General features: G+C 41.7%; 16 protein-coding genes and 1 tRNA gene. 13 read left to right on the top strand and 4 right to left on the bottom strand.

Annotated elements, in window-relative coordinates; all coding sequences use genetic code 11:
- Window positions 1-155: 155 nt before the first annotated feature.
- Together AACQ79_RS13180 and AACQ79_RS13175 are read left to right on the top strand one after the other, a co-directional pair.
- Entirely contained in the window at window positions 156-824 is a 669-nt protein-coding gene (locus tag AACQ79_RS13180; protein WP_170899201.1) for a glutathione S-transferase family protein, read from the top strand.
- Window positions 825-946: 122 nt separating this feature from the next.
- Window positions 947-1,396 (top strand): RNA-binding S4 domain-containing protein, encoded by a 450-nt coding sequence (locus AACQ79_RS13175; RefSeq protein WP_212756386.1) that lies wholly within the window; start codon window positions 947-949, stop codon window positions 1,394-1,396.
- 59 nt (window positions 1,397-1,455) lie between these two features.
- Here AACQ79_RS13175 and AACQ79_RS13170 read toward each other — a convergent pair whose 3' ends face one another.
- A complete protein-coding gene (locus AACQ79_RS13170; RefSeq protein ID WP_013867807.1) occupies window positions 1,456-1,644 on the bottom strand; it encodes a hypothetical protein in 189 nt (62 codons plus the stop codon).
- A gap of 35 nt (window positions 1,645-1,679) precedes the next feature.
- Complete coding sequence (locus AACQ79_RS13165) at window positions 1,680-4,031, bottom strand: fatty acid cis/trans isomerase (RefSeq protein WP_170899200.1); 2,352 nt, start codon at window positions 4,029-4,031, stop codon at window positions 1,680-1,682.
- Window positions 4,032-4,278: 247 nt separating this feature from the next.
- On the opposite strand from AACQ79_RS13165, the gene AACQ79_RS13160 reads away from it, so the two are divergent.
- Window positions 4,279-6,276, top strand: a complete 1,998-nt coding sequence (locus tag AACQ79_RS13160; protein ID WP_249339200.1) for a methyl-accepting chemotaxis protein — start codon at window positions 4,279-4,281, stop codon at window positions 6,274-6,276.
- Window positions 6,277-6,439: 163 nt separating this feature from the next.
- Window positions 6,440-6,514: transfer RNA gene (locus AACQ79_RS13155), tRNA-Gly, on the top strand.
- 80 nt (window positions 6,515-6,594) lie between these two features.
- Here the strand turns inward: AACQ79_RS13155 and AACQ79_RS13150 are convergent.
- Together AACQ79_RS13150 and AACQ79_RS13145 are read right to left on the bottom strand one after the other, a co-directional pair.
- On the bottom strand, window positions 6,595-6,807 hold the full coding sequence (locus tag AACQ79_RS13150; protein ID WP_013867804.1) for a cold-shock protein: 213 nt from the start codon (window positions 6,805-6,807) through the stop codon (window positions 6,595-6,597).
- A gap of 175 nt (window positions 6,808-6,982) precedes the next feature.
- On the bottom strand, window positions 6,983-8,347 hold the full coding sequence (locus AACQ79_RS13145) for a GGDEF domain-containing protein (protein WP_013867803.1): 1,365 nt from the start codon (window positions 8,345-8,347) through the stop codon (window positions 6,983-6,985).
- Window positions 8,348-8,461: 114 nt separating this feature from the next.
- On the opposite strand from AACQ79_RS13145, the gene AACQ79_RS13140 reads away from it, so the two are divergent.
- From AACQ79_RS13140 to AACQ79_RS13100, 9 genes are all read left to right on the top strand, one after another.
- Window positions 8,462-8,830, top strand: coding sequence for a late competence development ComFB family protein (locus tag AACQ79_RS13140; protein ID WP_013867802.1), 369 nt, complete (start codon window positions 8,462-8,464; stop codon window positions 8,828-8,830).
- Window positions 8,831-8,840: 10 nt separating this feature from the next.
- Complete coding sequence (locus AACQ79_RS13135; protein WP_026027783.1) at window positions 8,841-9,125, top strand: HlyU family transcriptional regulator; 285 nt, start codon at window positions 8,841-8,843, stop codon at window positions 9,123-9,125.
- Between the two features lie 289 nt (window positions 9,126-9,414).
- Window positions 9,415-10,965 carry a Re/Si-specific NAD(P)(+) transhydrogenase subunit alpha gene (locus AACQ79_RS13130; RefSeq protein ID WP_088733374.1) on the top strand — a complete coding sequence of 517 codons (1,551 nt, stop codon included), beginning with the start codon at window positions 9,415-9,417 and terminating at the stop codon, window positions 10,963-10,965.
- A gap of 11 nt (window positions 10,966-10,976) precedes the next feature.
- The gene (pntB, locus tag AACQ79_RS13125; protein ID WP_017046914.1) at window positions 10,977-12,353 is read left to right on the top strand and encodes a Re/Si-specific NAD(P)(+) transhydrogenase subunit beta; all 1,377 of its coding nucleotides are present in this window, start codon (window positions 10,977-10,979) and stop codon (window positions 12,351-12,353) included.
- A 151-nt stretch (window positions 12,354-12,504) separates the two neighbouring features.
- Complete coding sequence (gene vxrA / locus AACQ79_RS13120; protein ID WP_096036987.1) at window positions 12,505-13,959, top strand: sensor histidine kinase VxrA; 1,455 nt, start codon at window positions 12,505-12,507, stop codon at window positions 13,957-13,959.
- Window positions 13,934-14,593, top strand: a complete 660-nt coding sequence (vxrB, locus tag AACQ79_RS13115; RefSeq protein ID WP_013867797.1) for a response regulator transcription factor VxrB — start codon at window positions 13,934-13,936, stop codon at window positions 14,591-14,593. Before vxrA ends, vxrB begins: the two co-directional genes overlap by 26 nt.
- Entirely contained in the window at window positions 14,590-15,474 is an 885-nt protein-coding gene (locus AACQ79_RS13110) for a DUF2861 family protein (protein ID WP_094183049.1), read from the top strand. Before vxrB ends, AACQ79_RS13110 begins: the two co-directional genes overlap by 4 nt.
- A 60-nt stretch (window positions 15,475-15,534) precedes the next feature.
- Window positions 15,535-16,725, top strand: a complete 1,191-nt coding sequence (locus AACQ79_RS13105; RefSeq protein WP_094163305.1) for a conjugal transfer protein TraF — start codon at window positions 15,535-15,537, stop codon at window positions 16,723-16,725.
- A gap of 45 nt (window positions 16,726-16,770) precedes the next feature.
- Window positions 16,771-16,926 (top strand): YoaH family protein, encoded by a 156-nt coding sequence (locus tag AACQ79_RS13100; RefSeq protein WP_013867794.1) that lies wholly within the window; start codon window positions 16,771-16,773, stop codon window positions 16,924-16,926.
- The last annotated feature ends 256 nt before the right edge of the window (window positions 16,927-17,182 follow it).

The raw sequence follows: 17,182 nt of genomic DNA, 5'->3' as shown, positions 1-17,182 counted from the left end.
TTATAAAATTATGGTTATGTTTAGTTTATCGTACATGAGAGTTTACGTCTAAAGAGATTACTGCTTATATATCCTTGTTGATACACAAAGTGGCAATTTTGCTATTTGCTTAAATCCGTTGAGCAACGTCCATCATTTCACCGAGGAGCCTAAGAATGATTGAACTGTATACCGCCGTAACGCCGAATGGTCAGAAAATCTCCATTGCATTAGAAGAAATGGGGTTGCCATACAAGGTCAACGCTTTTGATCTTTCAACCAATCAGCAAAAAGAGCCTGAGTTTACGGCCATCAATCCGAATGGACGTATTCCCGCAATTGTAGATAAAGATAACGATGATTTTCCAGTATTTGAATCTGGGGCAATTTTGCTTTACTTGGCAGAAAAAACGGGAAAATTTCTGCCCGTAGATCCGAAAGCCCGCTCTCAAGTGATCCAATGGTTAATGTTTCAAATGGGAGGCGTAGGGCCGATGATGGGACAAGCTAATGTCTTCTTTCGTTACTTTCCAGAAAAAATACAACCTGCCATTGATCGTTACCAAAAAGAAGGGCGACGTCTATTTGAAGTCATGGATAGCCAATTAGAGCATCACCGTTATCTTGCGGGTGATGAATACACCATCGCCGATATCGCAACATGGCCATGGGTGAGAATTTACGAATGGAGTGGCATTAATATTGACGGGCTCGAGCACCTACAACGTTGGTTGGCGGAAATCGCGCAACGCCCTGCAGTGATTAAGGGGCTTACCGTGCCACCACCAAGTCAAGAAAGCGATGAACAGCGAGCGGAACGCATTCAGAAAATGGTGACAAGGTAACCTGAGTGATGTGTGTATGACAAAACGGTGGGCTTATCAGTTCAGTTGAAGTATTTAACTGTGGTTCCTAATTTGTGCATTTAGCATTACACTGCGTGAAAATTCGTGATAAGAAAAACGTAATGATTAACGATAAAGACACATTAGAAAACGAAGAAATTGAAATAGAGGCGATTGGTATTGAAGTTTCATCGCAACCTATTGAGCTTTATAAGGTGCTAAAGATTGCTAACCTAGTGGATGGTGGCGGGCAAGCAAAATTCCTGATTAGCGATGGTTACGTGGCAGTCAATGGAGAACTTGAAACTCGAAAACGACGTAAAATGTACAATGGGGATTTTCTTGAATTTAACCAGGAGTACTACGTTGTATTGTGTGATCAACCCGTGACTGAAGTACCTGAAACTGATGTGACGTCGGTAGTGACAGCAACAAATATGCCTAAGCCGAAGCAAAAGGCGTCAAAAACCAAACCGGCTAGAAATAAGCCGACGACCACAAAGAAAGAGAACTCCGATGCACCTAAAAGCAAAGATGCTGAAAGTGGCCGTAACTCAATAGATTTTTTCTAATTTTCTGTTTTTTAATGATCTGATAAATAGACGGGAGCGATATGGCTCCCGTCTTTTATTCAGCGCCATTCGTCATTTGTCGTCGAACCGCTATTTAACCCATTAGGATCATCATCAAAAGGGTGTTGTGCCTTATACAGTAACACTTCCAACTGATGTTCTAACTGATTGACTGTCTCATAGTCACCTTCAGAACAGGCTACATAAATTTGTTGTTCTAGTGCTTCAATGCTGTCGCGTATGGTCATTTGGCACCTCTCATCTCACCCATTAAAGGTGACTTTTATCTGTTTTCAAATCTATTGTAGTCAAGTAAACCAGATTCGACAGGTTGATTTTTTCGATACCATGCATGAACTTTATCGCTGAACGGCCAAAACTTCGAAGAACTGCGGCGAATGGCGAACCTATCGAGCAACTTAACGTAGTCCTGCTCATTTTGCATTTTACTCAATAGCATCACCAATTCTGCGATCTCGTGTTCATGCAGTGACAAATAAGCAGAAGGGTAACTGCCAATGACACCTCTCACTAGAGTCAAATCATCATTCGCTGGGTCACGGTTGCTTTGTTCATCAAATAGACTTGAAATATTGAGATGGGCGTTATTGTGTAACAAAGTAAACAGTTGATCCTCTCCGTTTTCAGCCGTGATCATCAACATCATAATTTGTGGCACAGCCAGCAACCCTTCGCCTTTGATCTTATTAATGCTATTTAACATCTGTTCACTGCGCTTTGAAAAACCAGTGTCAATTATCGAATAACGATTTGATAACACAGGTTGAAGCTCAGACTTCAAAAGATCAAACAACTCAGATTTTGGATCTTGCGTGTGGTAAACAATACTGGTCGGTTGATCAAAAGGGGCAACGTTACGTTGCAAAAAGTCACTAAGTTGAGTGCTTTGATTTTGATACCAACTTGACTGCTCTTGGTGCCTTATCTCTTTAGGCAGCAGAGAGACAAAATTACTTTCACCTTCAAGACGCAGAAAATCCATAAACATGCGAGTAATGAGCTGGTGGCCGAAATTGCCGTAAACATCAAAACCCGCCACCAGTAAATAATGGATTCTTTCTAGTAGGGCATAGTCTAACACCCATGCTGTTTTGGGTTTTTCTCCCACTAAACCTTGCACTACCGATGCACTATCGAAATGCCTAAAAATAGTCAGTGCCGCATTCGGGTTATAGCCATCACCCATCCACAGTACATCCGTGGTTAAGTTCTCGCCATTTTTGAACCACTGATTAGTAAATTCAGACTTTGCCTTCAAATAACGTGCTTGCTGATGCGCATAACGGACCCAATGAGTAATAGGCAACGTGTTACTTTCCAACTCGCTTGGCAGTTTTAGATTCGCGGTTTGCGAGCGATAAAATTGATTCACTTCGGGTAAATCAGCTTTCTCTGGGTCTAGAAAGAACACCCAAAAATGGTCGTTAATAACATTCAGGGCTAGCTGACCACGACACACTGGCCCTTTGATGAAAGCCATGATGGTGTTTTGAGCATTGTCTAACATAAATCGAAAGCGTGCTTTAACCGGAAGGGCATCAAATGCCGTCATCGGATTGGCGGCAACTTCAATATCATAGCTAGGCAAAACCGAGACTTGATAATTAGGTTGAATGAACCATGCCTGCCAATCATCAAGACGTTTTTTATTCAACGCATAGGGTAAATGAGTTTTATCTACGATACTGCCTTGCTCAGGGATCAAACGGTAGTAGACGCGTTCTACACCAGGATTATCGTAAGGACGCCTTGTCGCAATTCGGTTAACAGGCTCGCCCGGGGGCGTTGTCGAACGTATCAAAGTGAAAAATCTAGGCTGACCAGCAAGTTCAGAAAAATAAAGGTGAGAAAGAAAAAGATGCTCGTAGATATAACGAGCCATTAACTGATTCTTTGCTGTATCTTTATTTAAAAAGTTTTCGTATTGCGCAACCGATTTCTCCTGATCAGAAGTGAGCGGAATATGGCCATTCATGATTGCGCCATCTCTGAGCCACGTGAGTAGCGTATTGTATTCAAGAGGGCTAAGATTTGGCATGCCATAAGGCATTCCCCACGTTGGGTGATCTTGTTTGTACTGTCCGTACTCTTCAATTGTTGGACAAACTTGTTCGCGATCTATCGAAAAATCAAAACCTTTTAGCTGATCTTGTTCTGGTAACGGATGTTCCTCTTTTTGCATTAATAATTTCGCGACTAATCCTGCTTCTAGATTCGCGGTTGGCGTTTGAGATCTCTCGTTCAGCACAGGATGAAAACCAAAATCTCGCCACTGCTCTGTGTATTGTGCATCTTCAAACAAACGGGTAGGAGCCGACGCCGTCAGGCGCGTACCATGATAAACCAACGCTTTACTGGCTCCACGATCAATCCCTTCAACTGAAGACATTTTTAGCTGGCAGGGCGCATCATAACAGGCGTGACAGACCACGCAGCGCTGATCGATGATGGGTTTAACATCATTTAAAAAGAAAGAGGCTTCTTTTGAATCTACTGGCGATTGTCTTGACTGAACGCTTGCTTCACCAAACAGTTGGTCATAGTTCAAGCCCGCATACATTGCACATCCTGAAAAAAACACGGTGCTAAGAATAATAAGTCGATGAAAAGACATAACATGAGAAATTTAGGAATATTTGTCCCAATTAAAGCAAAGATTAACAAAATGCACCACAAAACGATGAAAATAGCGCATTAGGGATGATAAATCGCCCGAGTGGAATAAACGCCACAACTGAACGCACAATGCTCAATTTAGGGTTATAAGACGAGTATACGGTAGACTCGCATTGGCTATACGCATTTAATAAACCCATTGAACCCGCTATAGTTAAACGAAGAAAATTTTGAGGAGTCAAAGGATGAAACTCTCGATATCAGGGAAGTTGCAATTAAGTTTTTTATTGCTGGTGGTGCTTCTTATCATTTCGACCTTTTTTACCTATCGCAGTATTACGCAAGTCGAAACTCACACCAATTCATTGCTACAAACGGATCTGCCAACCGTGAATACTAGCCGAAATATTCAGCAGTCGATGCAAGAGGTTATTTCAACATTACGCGCCTATTTATTGGTGGGTTCTCAAAGTGCAGTGGGTGCAACGCAACTGACAAAACTTGAAACTATCATTGGACAGATGGATAAAACGGTACCGGTGTTAGAAACGCTGATTCTCAATGAGCAATACACCGCGATCATAAGCGAATGGGCTGCAATCAAAGCGCATATCCAAGGCATCGTATTACTGAGCCAAAGTGAGGATAATTTACCTGCCCACACATTATTCATTAACGAGGCCGCCCCCATAGCAGAAGTTGCCCTTGACCAGTTACAAGGGCTGATTAACGACGAGTCGACTAACAAAGAAGGAGGGGAGCGGAAACGTCTCTTTAAATTGTATGCTGACAGCTATAATTCGTTAGCTAATGCACTGGCATCGTTGCGAGATTTCTTACTGTATGCGAAGCCTGAACATCTCGAAAAATATCAAGACCTGATTAACTCTCACAACCAATCTGTTGCTGAAATTGTGGAAAAGTCCTCTTTGCTATCGGATGATGAACAGAGTCTGTGGTCATTATTTAATGAGATGCAGCAGCTTTATTTCCCACTCGCACAGCAGGTGATTGCAATACGCCAATCGGAGCAATGGAACGGCGTCAACCAAAAAATGGCCACACAACTTATGCCTGCCGTAGATAAAATGACTAGCCGTCTTGAAGATGTTATCGCCACTCAACAATCAAAAGCAGAGCAAAGTGGCGAAAGGATGAGTCGTAGCATTAGTAATGTGATTAACGTGTTATTTATCATGATTGCCGTGACTGTTTCAGTTGCTGTTTTGCTTTCCAATTACTTAGGTAAGAATATCGGCCGCAGAGTGAGTCGAATCGGAAAGAGAGCCGAAATCATTGCGGCAGGAGATGTCTCTCAACCAGCACTTTTGTGTGAAGGTAGCGACGAGCTATCTCAGCTTACCGCCGCGATAAACAATATGAACAACTCACTGCGAACGATCGTTCAGGGAGTCAGTACCAAAGCGCAACAGGTCAGTCAAAACATGGATGAGCTTCTGAACTATAACTCAAACACTCGGCAGCAAGTACAGCAGCAGCGAGCAAGTATTGAGCAGGTTACAGTACGTTTGAGCGATGTGGCGCAGTATTCTATGGCGACCGCAGAAAAAGCTGAACAATCTACGCAATCTCTTTTGTTATCACAAAATGAGCTCAAAGAGGGAGCCTCGGCGCTAGAACAAAATAGAAAAAGTATTGATAAGCTTGATCAAACCATACAAAAGGCAACGCAATTGGTGCTCGATCTTAGTCGAGAAAGCGAATCGATTGGGCGTGTGACCGAAGTAATAGAGGGATTAGCGGAACAAACTAACCTTCTGGCCTTAAATGCGGCGATTGAGGCCGCAAGAGCCGGAGAATATGGACGAGGCTTTGCTGTGGTAGCGGATGAAGTTAGGCTGCTGGCGACTCGAACCACTCAATCAACCACAGAAATTAACACTATTATAAACGCCATACAGTCAGCGACTGCGGCTGTGGTCAATGAAATTAACATGAGTCAGAACCTTGCCAATGAAGGTGCGGCGCAGACCATCCACGCCTTCAACAAAATGATGGACGTACAAGGAAAAATAACGGCGTTAGATAAGGAAATGCACCAGTTATCCTCGGCGGCCGATCTGCAACAACAATCAACACACCAAATGACTCAATTCATGCAAGAAGTTGTCAATTCGGTGGAAAGTGTGGCAAGTATTAGCCAAATCTCAAACCAAACGTCAGCGCAAGTAAAAGATAATGTCACTGTACTCAATCAAGAAATGGAAAAGTTCAAAATTTAAACGCAAGAGTAGATATTCAATTGAGTTAAAAATAACCAAAAGCACACAAATCTCAACCAATTGAATTTACTTTGTTTATTTACTGTTCGCTTGAACGGGTTTTGATAAAAAATGGGTTTTCTTTTTTGCTAACTGTGGCATAGTGACAGCGTCAATTCGGTGCGCGGGCATCGTATAATGGCTATTACCTCAGCCTTCCAAGCTGATGATGCGGGTTCGATTCCCGCTGCCCGCTCCATATTCTCGTATTTATCCAGTCTACTAGAAACAAAAAATCCACCCTAGAAAGAGTGGATTAGAGTCGTTCTTTTTAAAAATTTAAACGGGACTGACGCTCTCTGCTTGTGGCCCTTTTTGACCATCAGTGATTACAAAACTCACCTTTTGTCCATCGACTAAGTTGCGGCGCCCTTCACCTGTAATAGCGGAAAAATGTACAAATACATCTTTGCTGCCATTATCTGGGGTAATAAAGCCAAAACCTTTATCTTGGTTGAACCACTTTACAATTCCGTTTACTTTTTCACTCATAATCTTACTCTTGCTATGTTGTTTTGACGTTGCGAAACAGTTGCAACATGAATAACTTAACCAAAGTATTTTGCACAATCTAATGAAGTTTCTGTGAATGTGATGTACGCTTTGTTGAATATCAAATTTTGCGATTTCTATACCAAAATGTGATGCATTAAATCAAGGTAACTGTTCATACTTCAACTCTATTTCTGCCATTTTGTTTAGCTTTATAGAGCGCTTGATCCGCAATTTTTAACACTGCTTCAGGTTTTTCTGAGGCGTAGCTATCAGCAACGCCAATACTAACCGTAATAGAGACAAGATTTGATGGTGTTTTCTGCTCACGCTTCTTGGAACCGAGCTTATCGTCTTTTGGTCTGTCTTCTGCGTTCCTAATGACCATTTGGTACTGTTCAATATCTTTGCGAAGCAAATCTAAGTAGATTGCAGCTTGCTGTGCATTTTTTCCTTTAAATAGGATGGTAAACTCTTCACCACCGTAGCGATAAACACGTGCGTTTCCTTGAGTCAGCAATAAACGGCTAGCAATCAACTTAAGCACATCATCACCAGTGTCATGACCATAGCGATCATTGAACTGCTTAAAATGGTCTATATCTAGCATCGCTATCGCATATTTTTTGCCTAAGTATTTGATGTCAAGATCTAAGGCGTGGCGACCTGGGATACCCGTTAAGCGATCAATAAACGCCATTTTATGGCCCGCCGAAATTAGATATAAGATCAATAAAACCCCGGCTAGAGAGAAAAGTGTGCTTGAGATATAACTCACGTGGAAAAAAATAAAGGTGACGGAGGAGAGTAAAATACTGGCGTAAATGCTGGTGTCTAAGATCTGGTTTCGCGTGAGCACAAATATTGCGGAGACCCCAATTAATGCCAAGAGGTACATCACCAACAAAAATGGCAATTTCGATATTTTCGGTATAGTTACTAACAAAACCTGGCTAAAATTCTCAAATCCGCCATCACTGACGTACATCAAAGTAACAACGGCCCAAAACATTAACAGCAGCAAAATAGCGATGTATAAGCCATAAGTTTTACTCAATACAGTAGCATTACTTCCTAATGCATAAGGTACTAAACACAAAACGGGTAATAACAAACTTAATAACGAAAGCTCTAGCAAGGTTGTTCCCGTAGAAAGGGGCATCTGTAAGCGCCACTGGATGATTGCGTAGGCCACCATCATCGCTGTCGAGATCATAGCCAAACGCCCTTGCTTAAAAATGTGTCCTAATGCGATTGCTACCGTGAAAAGAATATAAGGCAGGTTACTAGCGAAGCCAATATTGGCGCTAGTGATCAGAATGACGTTTTCCATCCCCAACATAATGGCTATTAGCAACCCTATTGGGAATAAGAATCGAAACCAATGAGATGATACAAAACTTGTCGGCATTAATAATACAAATATGACCTTTGTGGCATTTAAAATTAAAATTGATAATAAGGCCCATAGCATACTTTTATTTAATAGATTGCCAAGCTTTTTGCTAGACTTACTAAATGAAAGCGAGCACTTGAACAAAGTTTAGACGACAACGCATCTAAAAGTTGTATAAAATCACCAAGGTACGCTAAGTTGTTACTGCTAAGTTCTATCTAAATATTTTGATTAGTACGAAGAGGAAGGAGTGTAAGGATGCAAATCAGTGTTGATGTACATAATTACATGGAAACACTTGTCGGACGCGTATTGGCTGAAGATAAGTATGTAAATCACTATGATAATGAGCAGCTTGCCGATCTTGCTTGCTTATCCCTTGCTCAATTGAGACCGATCTATATTCGATACGACATAGATTTTCTCTCTGCGCTACCTGAAGAAAAATTGGTCATACTTAAAGAGAATGCACAAGTTGCCGTTGAATCGGCGGAAAGCATGATCGTTAATGATCGACGTAGACACAGAGAAGATGATATTCCTATCATTCTAGGCCAATTGCGCTTTGACGATAACTTAGAACTAGAGTGGTTCGAGAAGCCGATTATTGAAACAAACAAGTCTTAAAGGAGTTCTTGTGGGATTTTTTTCTCGTTTATTTAATCAAGGGTCAGGCAATGACTCAAAAATGAAGCTTTTAGATCCCATTGAATATAAAGGTTTTTTAATTTACCAAGATGCAATGTCTGAATCAGGGCAATATCGTGTCGCTGGTAAAATTAGTAAAGATGTTAATGGTGAAATATGTACTCACCGTTTTATCCGCTCCGATGTCGTAGCTAGTAAAAGCGACGCTGATGAGCTTATGCTTAAAAAAGCAAAAATGCTCATCGATCAGATGGGCGAGAAAATCTTTTCCTAACATCGTCCAACTTGATAAAAATCATAATGAATATCCTCATTAGTCGATACCCTTATTCATTGAGTAAAATACATGGCTAATATCCTGTTTTTATAGAGCTTTGTGATAAGTGGTTCGACCTCTGCTTTGTTTGGATGTCGTTGTGTTTTTGTCTTTCACCTATGACAATCACTCATTACTTAACCTTATATGTAATAGCATTTTGTATTTTTATTACAAACTGCTTGCAGTTATGCTGGTGGTTAGATAAAAACAGAATAATCATTGTGCCAATAGTCAAGGAATAACTATGCAAATTGGTGTACCAAAAGAGACCCTTACGGGTGAAACACGGGTTGCAGCTTCACCGAGTTCGGTAGCGCAATTAATCAAACTAGGCTTCGACGTCTCCATTGAAACTCAAGCTGGGGTTTTAGCCAGTTTTGATGATGCGGCTTTTGAGGCGGCTGGTGCCACGATTGTTTCGACACAAGATGTTTGGAATTCAGACATTATCTTGAAGGTCAATGCGCCGATTGTTGATGAAAAACAATCGATTGATGAGGTTGCTTTGATCAAAGAAGGGGCAAGCCTAATCAGTTTTATCTGGCCTGCACAAAACCCAGAATTGATGGAACAGTTATCAAGTAAAAAAATCAACGTGCTGGCGATGGACTCAGTGCCGAGAATATCCAGAGCACAAGCTTTAGACGCTTTGTCATCAATGGCTAACATTGCTGGCTACCGCGCTGTTGTTGAAGCTGCACATGAATTTGGCCGCTTCTTTACAGGGCAAATTACCGCAGCGGGCAAAGTCCCGCCGGCAAAAGTACTGGTTGCTGGAGCTGGCGTTGCTGGCCTCGCTGCTATCGGTGCCGCAGGAAGTTTGGGGGCAATTGTACGAGCTTTTGATGTTCGCCCAGAAGTAAAAGAACAAGTTCAATCAATGGGTGCAGAGTTTTTGGAAGTCGATTTCCAAGAAACGGCTGGTTCAGGCGATGGTTACGCCAAAGAGATGTCTGACGACTTTAATAAAAAGGCCGCTGAACTGTATGCAGCGCAAGCTAAAGATGTCGACATCATTATCACGACGGCTTTGATCCCTGGACGTCCAGCCCCTAAGCTGATCACCAAAGAGATGGTCGACAGTATGAGCGCTGGTAGCGTGATCGTCGATCTTGCAGCTGCAAACGGGGGGAACTGTGAATACACGGTTGCCGATCAGGTGATTACAACCGCCAATGGTGTGAAAGTGGTCGGTTATACTGATATGGTTGGCCGCTTACCAACACAATCCTCTCAATTATATTCAACAAACATCGTTAACTTGCTGAAATTGTTATGCAAGGAAAAAAATGGGTCCATCAATATTGACTTTGAAGACGTTGTTTTACGTGGTGTGACGGTCGTGAAAGAAGGCGAAATAACGTGGCCAGCACCACCGATCCAAGTCTCTGCTCAACCGCAAGTCAAGACCGCACCAACTAGACCTGAACCCAAAAAACAAGAACCCGTTTCTGCGACGAAAAAAATTACTGGCTTAGTTGCTGCCGTTGGCGCTTTTGCTTGGATCGCATCGGTCGCACCTGCGGCTTTCTTAAGCCATTTCACCGTTTTTGTTTTAGCGTGTGTTGTGGGTTACTACGTCGTTTGGAATGTTACTCATGCTTTACATACTCCTTTGATGTCCGTTACCAATGCAATTTCCGGCATTATTGTGGTCGGAGCTTTATTGCAGATAGGTCAAGGGAGTGGTGTGGTCACTTTCCTCGCGTTTATCGCTGTTTTAATTGCAAGCATTAACATCTTTGGTGGTTTTACAGTCACCAAACGTATGCTTGAAATGTTCCGTAAAGACTAAGGGAGTAATATATGTCTGCAGGATTAGTACAAGCCGCATATATTATTGCTGCTATCTTCTTCATCATGAGCCTTGCTGGATTATCAAAGCAGGAATCAGCAAGAGCTGGTAACTACTATGGTATAGCGGGTATGGCTATTGCACTCATCGCCACTATTTTTCGTCCAGATGCGCAGGGCTTAGCTTGGGTATTGCTGGCGATGGTAATTGGGGGCGGTATCGGTATTCATTATGCTAAAAAAGTAGAAATGACCGAAATGCCCGAACTTGTGGCTATTCTCCACAGTTTTGTGGGCATGGCTGCGGTATTAGTGGGTTATAACAGCTATATCGATGCGCCAATTGTACTCGATCACGCTGAACACGTGATTCATTTGGTTGAAGTGTTCATTGGGGTATTTATTGGTGCCGTCACCTTTACAGGATCTATCGTCGCCTTTGGTAAACTGCGTGGAATCATTTCGTCGTCGTCGCTCAATCTCCCTCATAAGCATAAGCTCAACCTCGCGGCCATTGTTGTCTCCACATTATTAATGATTTACTTTGTTAATAATGGTGGCAGCATGTTTGCATTGATTATTATGACTCTGATAGCGTTCGCGTTTGGCTACCATTTGGTGGCTTCGATTGGTGGTGCAGACATGCCCGTTGTGGTATCGATGCTTAACTCCTATTCAGGTTGGGCAGCGGCAGCGGCTGGCTTTATGTTAGCGAATGATTTGCTGATCGTAACCGGAGCACTGGTTGGTTCTTCAGGTGCCATTCTTTCTTACATTATGTGTAAAGCGATGAACCGCTCTTTTGTTAGTGTGATTGCCGGGGGCTTTGGTCAAGATGTGGCTATCAGCGCAGACGTTGAGTACGGTGAACACCGTGAAATAAACGCTGAAGAAGTAGCCGAAATGCTGAAAAACTCTAAGTCAGTGATCATCACTCCAGGGTATGGCATGGCAGTAGCTCAAGCACAGTATCCTGTTCACGAAATCACGGAGAAGTTACGTGCACAAGGCATTAAAGTTCGCTTTGGTATTCACCCAGTAGCGGGACGTTTGCCTGGCCATATGAACGTACTGCTTGCTGAAGCAAAAGTGCCTTATGACATTGTGTTAGAAATGGACGAAATAAACGATGATTTTACTGAAACGGATACGGTTTTGGTGATCGGTGCAAATGACACAGTAAACCCAGCAGCATTAGAAGATCCGAACAGTCCGATCGCCGGAATGCCAGTGTTGGAAGTATGGAAAGCGCAAAATGTCATTGTATTCAAGCGTTCAATGAATACTGGCTACGCAGGTGTACAAAACCCTCTTTTCTTTAAAGATAATACCTATATGCTTTTTGGTGATGCAAAAGAGAGTGTAGACGCCATCTCAAAAGCGTTATAGCATCTACGATTAGGATAATGAAGAAGCCAGCAAAATGCTGGCTTCTTCTGTTTTTGAGCAATCATTATTGACATGGATATAACACGTGCAATGTATTATTAGTTAATAATGTTATATAGTTTTTAATCTAAACCATTAATGAAAATAAAACTTGTTTAAAGCGATTAAGACCTACTTTTGGGCTATTTTAGTTTTAATACCTATTCAAACCTATGCCGATTCGTTGCCAGAACGCATCGACCTTTTTGCGTCGCTTTTTGATTATAGTACCGCTGATGTAAGTTATGATATCCGTACTTTGCAGGTTGATTATCCAACTCGCTTATTGACTCCCGAATCAATGTTACCGCAAACGGCTGAATACCCTTTAAAAGATCTACAGTTGTTATACAAATTATCTCAAAGCTGTACAGGTAAGTTGCCGCTGAGCCCACTCATAACAGAGCCATTAGTCTTCACGAGAGCTATCTGTAAAGGATCTCAATTACCGTCGAAATGGTTTGCGAGAAGCGCTTTGATTCACCCAGGAGGTGGGACATATGCGGCTCGTTATGTGAAAAAATACCCTGAGAAATTTGTAGAGTTGCAACAATATATGCACATACGAGAGCGCACCAAAGCAAGTGTGGATTCTTTGCTTGGCCGCATCCAAAACATGAATGAAGATACGATCTTAGCACTCATATCAGGTGCAACCATGTTTGTAGAGAACAGCGATCTTTGGCTGAGAAAAGGGGATATGTATTACGTTTTTAACGAAGACGTATGGTTAGACAACGCGAGTAAAGCAGGACTCAGCTATAGCATTGCCTCGGAAAATTCGACCTGTTTTATTCAAAGAGGCAACATTTGTTGGAATGTTGAAGATCATTCCAACGTGTTACGGATAAGTATGGTAATTCTTGTCCTAGCTAACATAATACTTGTATTAGGCTGGTCCCTTTATCGTTGGAATTCAAAACGACAGGAAATGAAAAGTCGTATGTTGGTGCTGCAGATTCTTACTCACGAGCTCAGAACACCCATTGCAAGTCTATCGCTAACCGTTGAAGGATTTAGGCGCGAATTTGAAAGGTTACCATCAACTGTTTACGATGAGTTTAGACGGCTATGCGAAGATTCCAGACGTTTACGGCAACTGGCCGAAGCCAGTAAGGATTATTTACAGTCAGAGAGCAGGCCGCTTGCAACAGACTGGGTACCTTCCGTTGAAGAATGGTTACAATACAAAGTGGAAGAAGAGTTTCGTGAAAGCATAGATCTTGTTATAAACAAAGATATTGCAGCTAAACTGAATGTTTATTGGCTTGGGACATGCATCGATAACTTAATTAGAAACGCAGTAAAATACGGTGTTGCTCCAGTTACGTTAGAGGTAACAACTAAACAAAATTCAATCACGATCAAAGTTACAGATCAAGGTCTGTTAAATCATCGAGATTGGAGAAATTTACGTAAACCTTTTGTCAGCAAAAGTGGCTTAGGTTTAGGTTTGACTATTGTAGAATCAATGGTAGGTCGGATGGGTGGTAAGATGACACTCGCAGGACCGCCAACCACATTTATATTGGAGATCCCCTGTGAAACAGACATTGCTTCTCGTTGAAGATGATAAAAACCTTGCCGATGGCTTATTAGTAAGCCTTGAACAAGCAGGGTATGACTGTTTACATGCAGAAACTATTGCAGATGTTAAACAGCATTGGGACAGTGCAGACTTAGTCATCCTCGATCGCCAATTACCCGATGGCGATTCTGTTCAGCATTTGCCAGAATGGCGTAAAATAAAAGAGTTGCCAGTAATTCTTTTAACCGCACTTGTTACGGTCAAAGACAAAGTGGCCGGATTGGACGCGGGGGCAAATGATTACTTAACCAAGCCTTTTGCCGAGGCTGAATTATTTGCACGAATTCGAGCCCAACTTCGTTCACCAGAATCAGAAGGGCAGGATGACACGAAAGTGGTTACACCCAATCTTGTTATTGATAAAGCCACAAGAGAAGTTTTTTTTAAAGAAGATTCAATTACCTTAACGCGTACTGAATTTGACTTACTCTTATTTTTAGCAAGCAATCTCGGGAGAGTGTTTACGCGTGACGAATTGCTTGATCATGTATGGGGTTATAACCACTTTCCAACGACAAGAACCGTAGATACCCACGTGTTGCAATTGCGCCAAAAACTTCCAGGCTTAGAGATTGAAACCTTACGCGGTGTTGGATACAAGATGAAAGCGTGATGCAGAAATCTCGTTTACTATTGGTAGGCATAGCATTTGTGACTATTCCTACCAAAGCACAAAATGTTGAGTGGTTTGATCAAATCACACCGCTTACCCAAGCGCATCAGAATCTTTTAAATAATAATTTAGAAGCAATGTTTAACTCACTTGTCGAAGTGTGGCAGCTTGAACATAACAAAAACATTCAGAGCCATCTCAATGAATTATTATTACAATCATTAACCGTTGATTGCGGTAAAAGTTTAGACAAAAAACCACTCCCTGAATGGCTTAAATCAATCACCATTAATAGGCAAGAGATCCAGAGCCCAGGAAGAGATGCATTTCATGTTGATATAGAAGTGGACGCTGAAAAACCACTTGCTGATATCAGGCTGGCGCAGTGGGTTGATAAAAGTTTATCAACCGATAGCTTGTTAACGACCACTTCGAGTGACAGCGTCACTGGAAAGGCACATTACTTAAAGCGTTATAATCTCAATAGTAAAGTTACAATGGGTTTATACCGTCTTGATATAACAGCCAAAGATCAGCAATCTTGGAGCGCATGGATTGTGCTTGGTGAACCCAAAGCAAAGCAAATTGTACGTTGGGCTTCAAAAGATCAATGGCAAATTGAAAAAAAAGCGCTACTTAATCCATATTGTCCTTTACCTGAACTCAATGTATCGCTGTATGATTATATCGATGGAAAATACTCTGAAATATGGAGTCAACGCTACGAGTCTGAGTATCCTAATGAACTTGAAATCACTAATTTAGCTGCAGACCGTTATGTACTAGCGGTATCAATGACTCAACAACGTTGGCAAGGGCCGATTATCATTGAGCAATCTCAAGTAATCAGTAAAACCTACGATGTTTCAGTAGATGAATAATTAAAGATAATAGACAATGTGCCGTTATAGACACAAAGGAAACGACACGTTTATAACATTATGAAAAATTTCATTAAAATACTCCCACTTGCAGTCGTACTTACACCCTCTTTCAGCTTCGCAGCCAATTATGCAATAGAGGCGCGAGGGGATGCGATGGGTGGTGTAGGGGTTGTATCTGCGAACTTTCTCACTGCTCCATTTTATAACCCTGCACTTGTGGCTATTTATCGTCGTAACGATGACCTAGGTATGATCGTTCCCAGTTTCGGGATTTCTTATAATGATGAAGACCACATGGTCGATGATTTAGACAGCATTTCAAGCTTCATAGAAAAAAAAGATTACACAAATACTGAACAGCTGCAGAAAAGTTTAGATAATTTACAAAATGATAAACTAAAAGCCGAAATTGGCGGTGTTGTCGCCTTTGCCATTCCTAACCAATTTATAGCGGCTAATTTATTCGCCAAAGCCTATACCGAAACATTTGTCACTCCTGATATTTATAGCGGCGAAAATACTGCGTCATTAACTCCTGAGCTACAAACTGTCGAAAACGCAGAGCTCAGCGCAGTGAACGCTGTTTCCGTTGGGGTAACAGAAGTGGGTTTCTCGCTAGCCAAGTACCAAACATTTTTAGGCCAACATATTGCCTTTGGTGTAACACCTAAACTTCAACGCATCTACACCTATGTATATTCAGCAAGCGTAACCGATTACGATATCAAAGATGCACGAGATAATGGCCAAGGTGAAACCATGTTCAACCTTGATGCCGGCGCATTGTGGTTTTATGGGCCTTTAAGAGTTGGATTTTCCGCAACCAATTTAGTCAAGAGAGACATTCAAACTCAATCTTACACTAAGAGTCTTAAGAGCCAATTCGGTAAAACACGAGACATCAATATTGGCTACGCATACCAAATGAGGCCACTTTATACAGTAGGCGTAGGCATTGTTGCAGACTATGCCACATTAAGCGTGGATTATGATCTTAATGAAGAAGAGCGCTACACTAATTTTAATGACAATACACAGATGATTCGAGTAGGTGGTGAAATCGATATAATGCGTCAGTTAAAATTAAGAGCAGGATATAAGAAGAACTTAGCATACGATAATGTTGATGGAACAATCACAGCAGGGGTAGGGATCTCACCTCTCAATCTCTTCCAACTGGACATTGGAGCTAGCTATACAAACGATAATGCGATGGGAGCTTACATAAATTTCCTTGCTAGTTATTAGCTCGATCTCTATAGTCAGGCTCCTAATCAACCGGAGCCTTTTTAAATGTTTGATGATATTCCAACTTTATCTCACCAAGAACAGCAAGAAGCTGTTGAGAAAATTCAACAACTAATGGCTCAAGGTATCAGTACCGCAGAAGCCATAAAAATCGTTGCATCCCAAATTAGAGCAGAAAAATCTGCAGATAAAACGAATTAATTCTCAACCTAACTATTTCCATTGCATAAGAGCGTTCACTCATTAGTGGACGCTTTTTTGTATCGAGAAAACCCCCAGCTAGGCTGAGGGTTCCGTAAAGCTTACAGCTATAAGTCAGTTATATAACCCTGTAGTGGTCAACTAAAATTGGCCACGGTTTTAGAGTTTTCCCAATATAATCGTTCTGATTCATTGGGAGTTAGACCACCGTTATACTGATGTGGCCTGAGTTGGCAGTAATATCCGATAATGTAGC

Origin of the sequence: Vibrio sp. 3-2(1) (assembly GCF_963887575.1) — a bacterium.
In the GTDB taxonomy this organism is placed as follows: Bacteria; Pseudomonadota; Gammaproteobacteria; order Enterobacterales; family Vibrionaceae; genus Vibrio; species Vibrio anguillarum.
The sequence above is the reverse complement of the archived record's forward strand: the minus strand, read 5'-3'. Positions and strand labels throughout refer to the sequence as shown.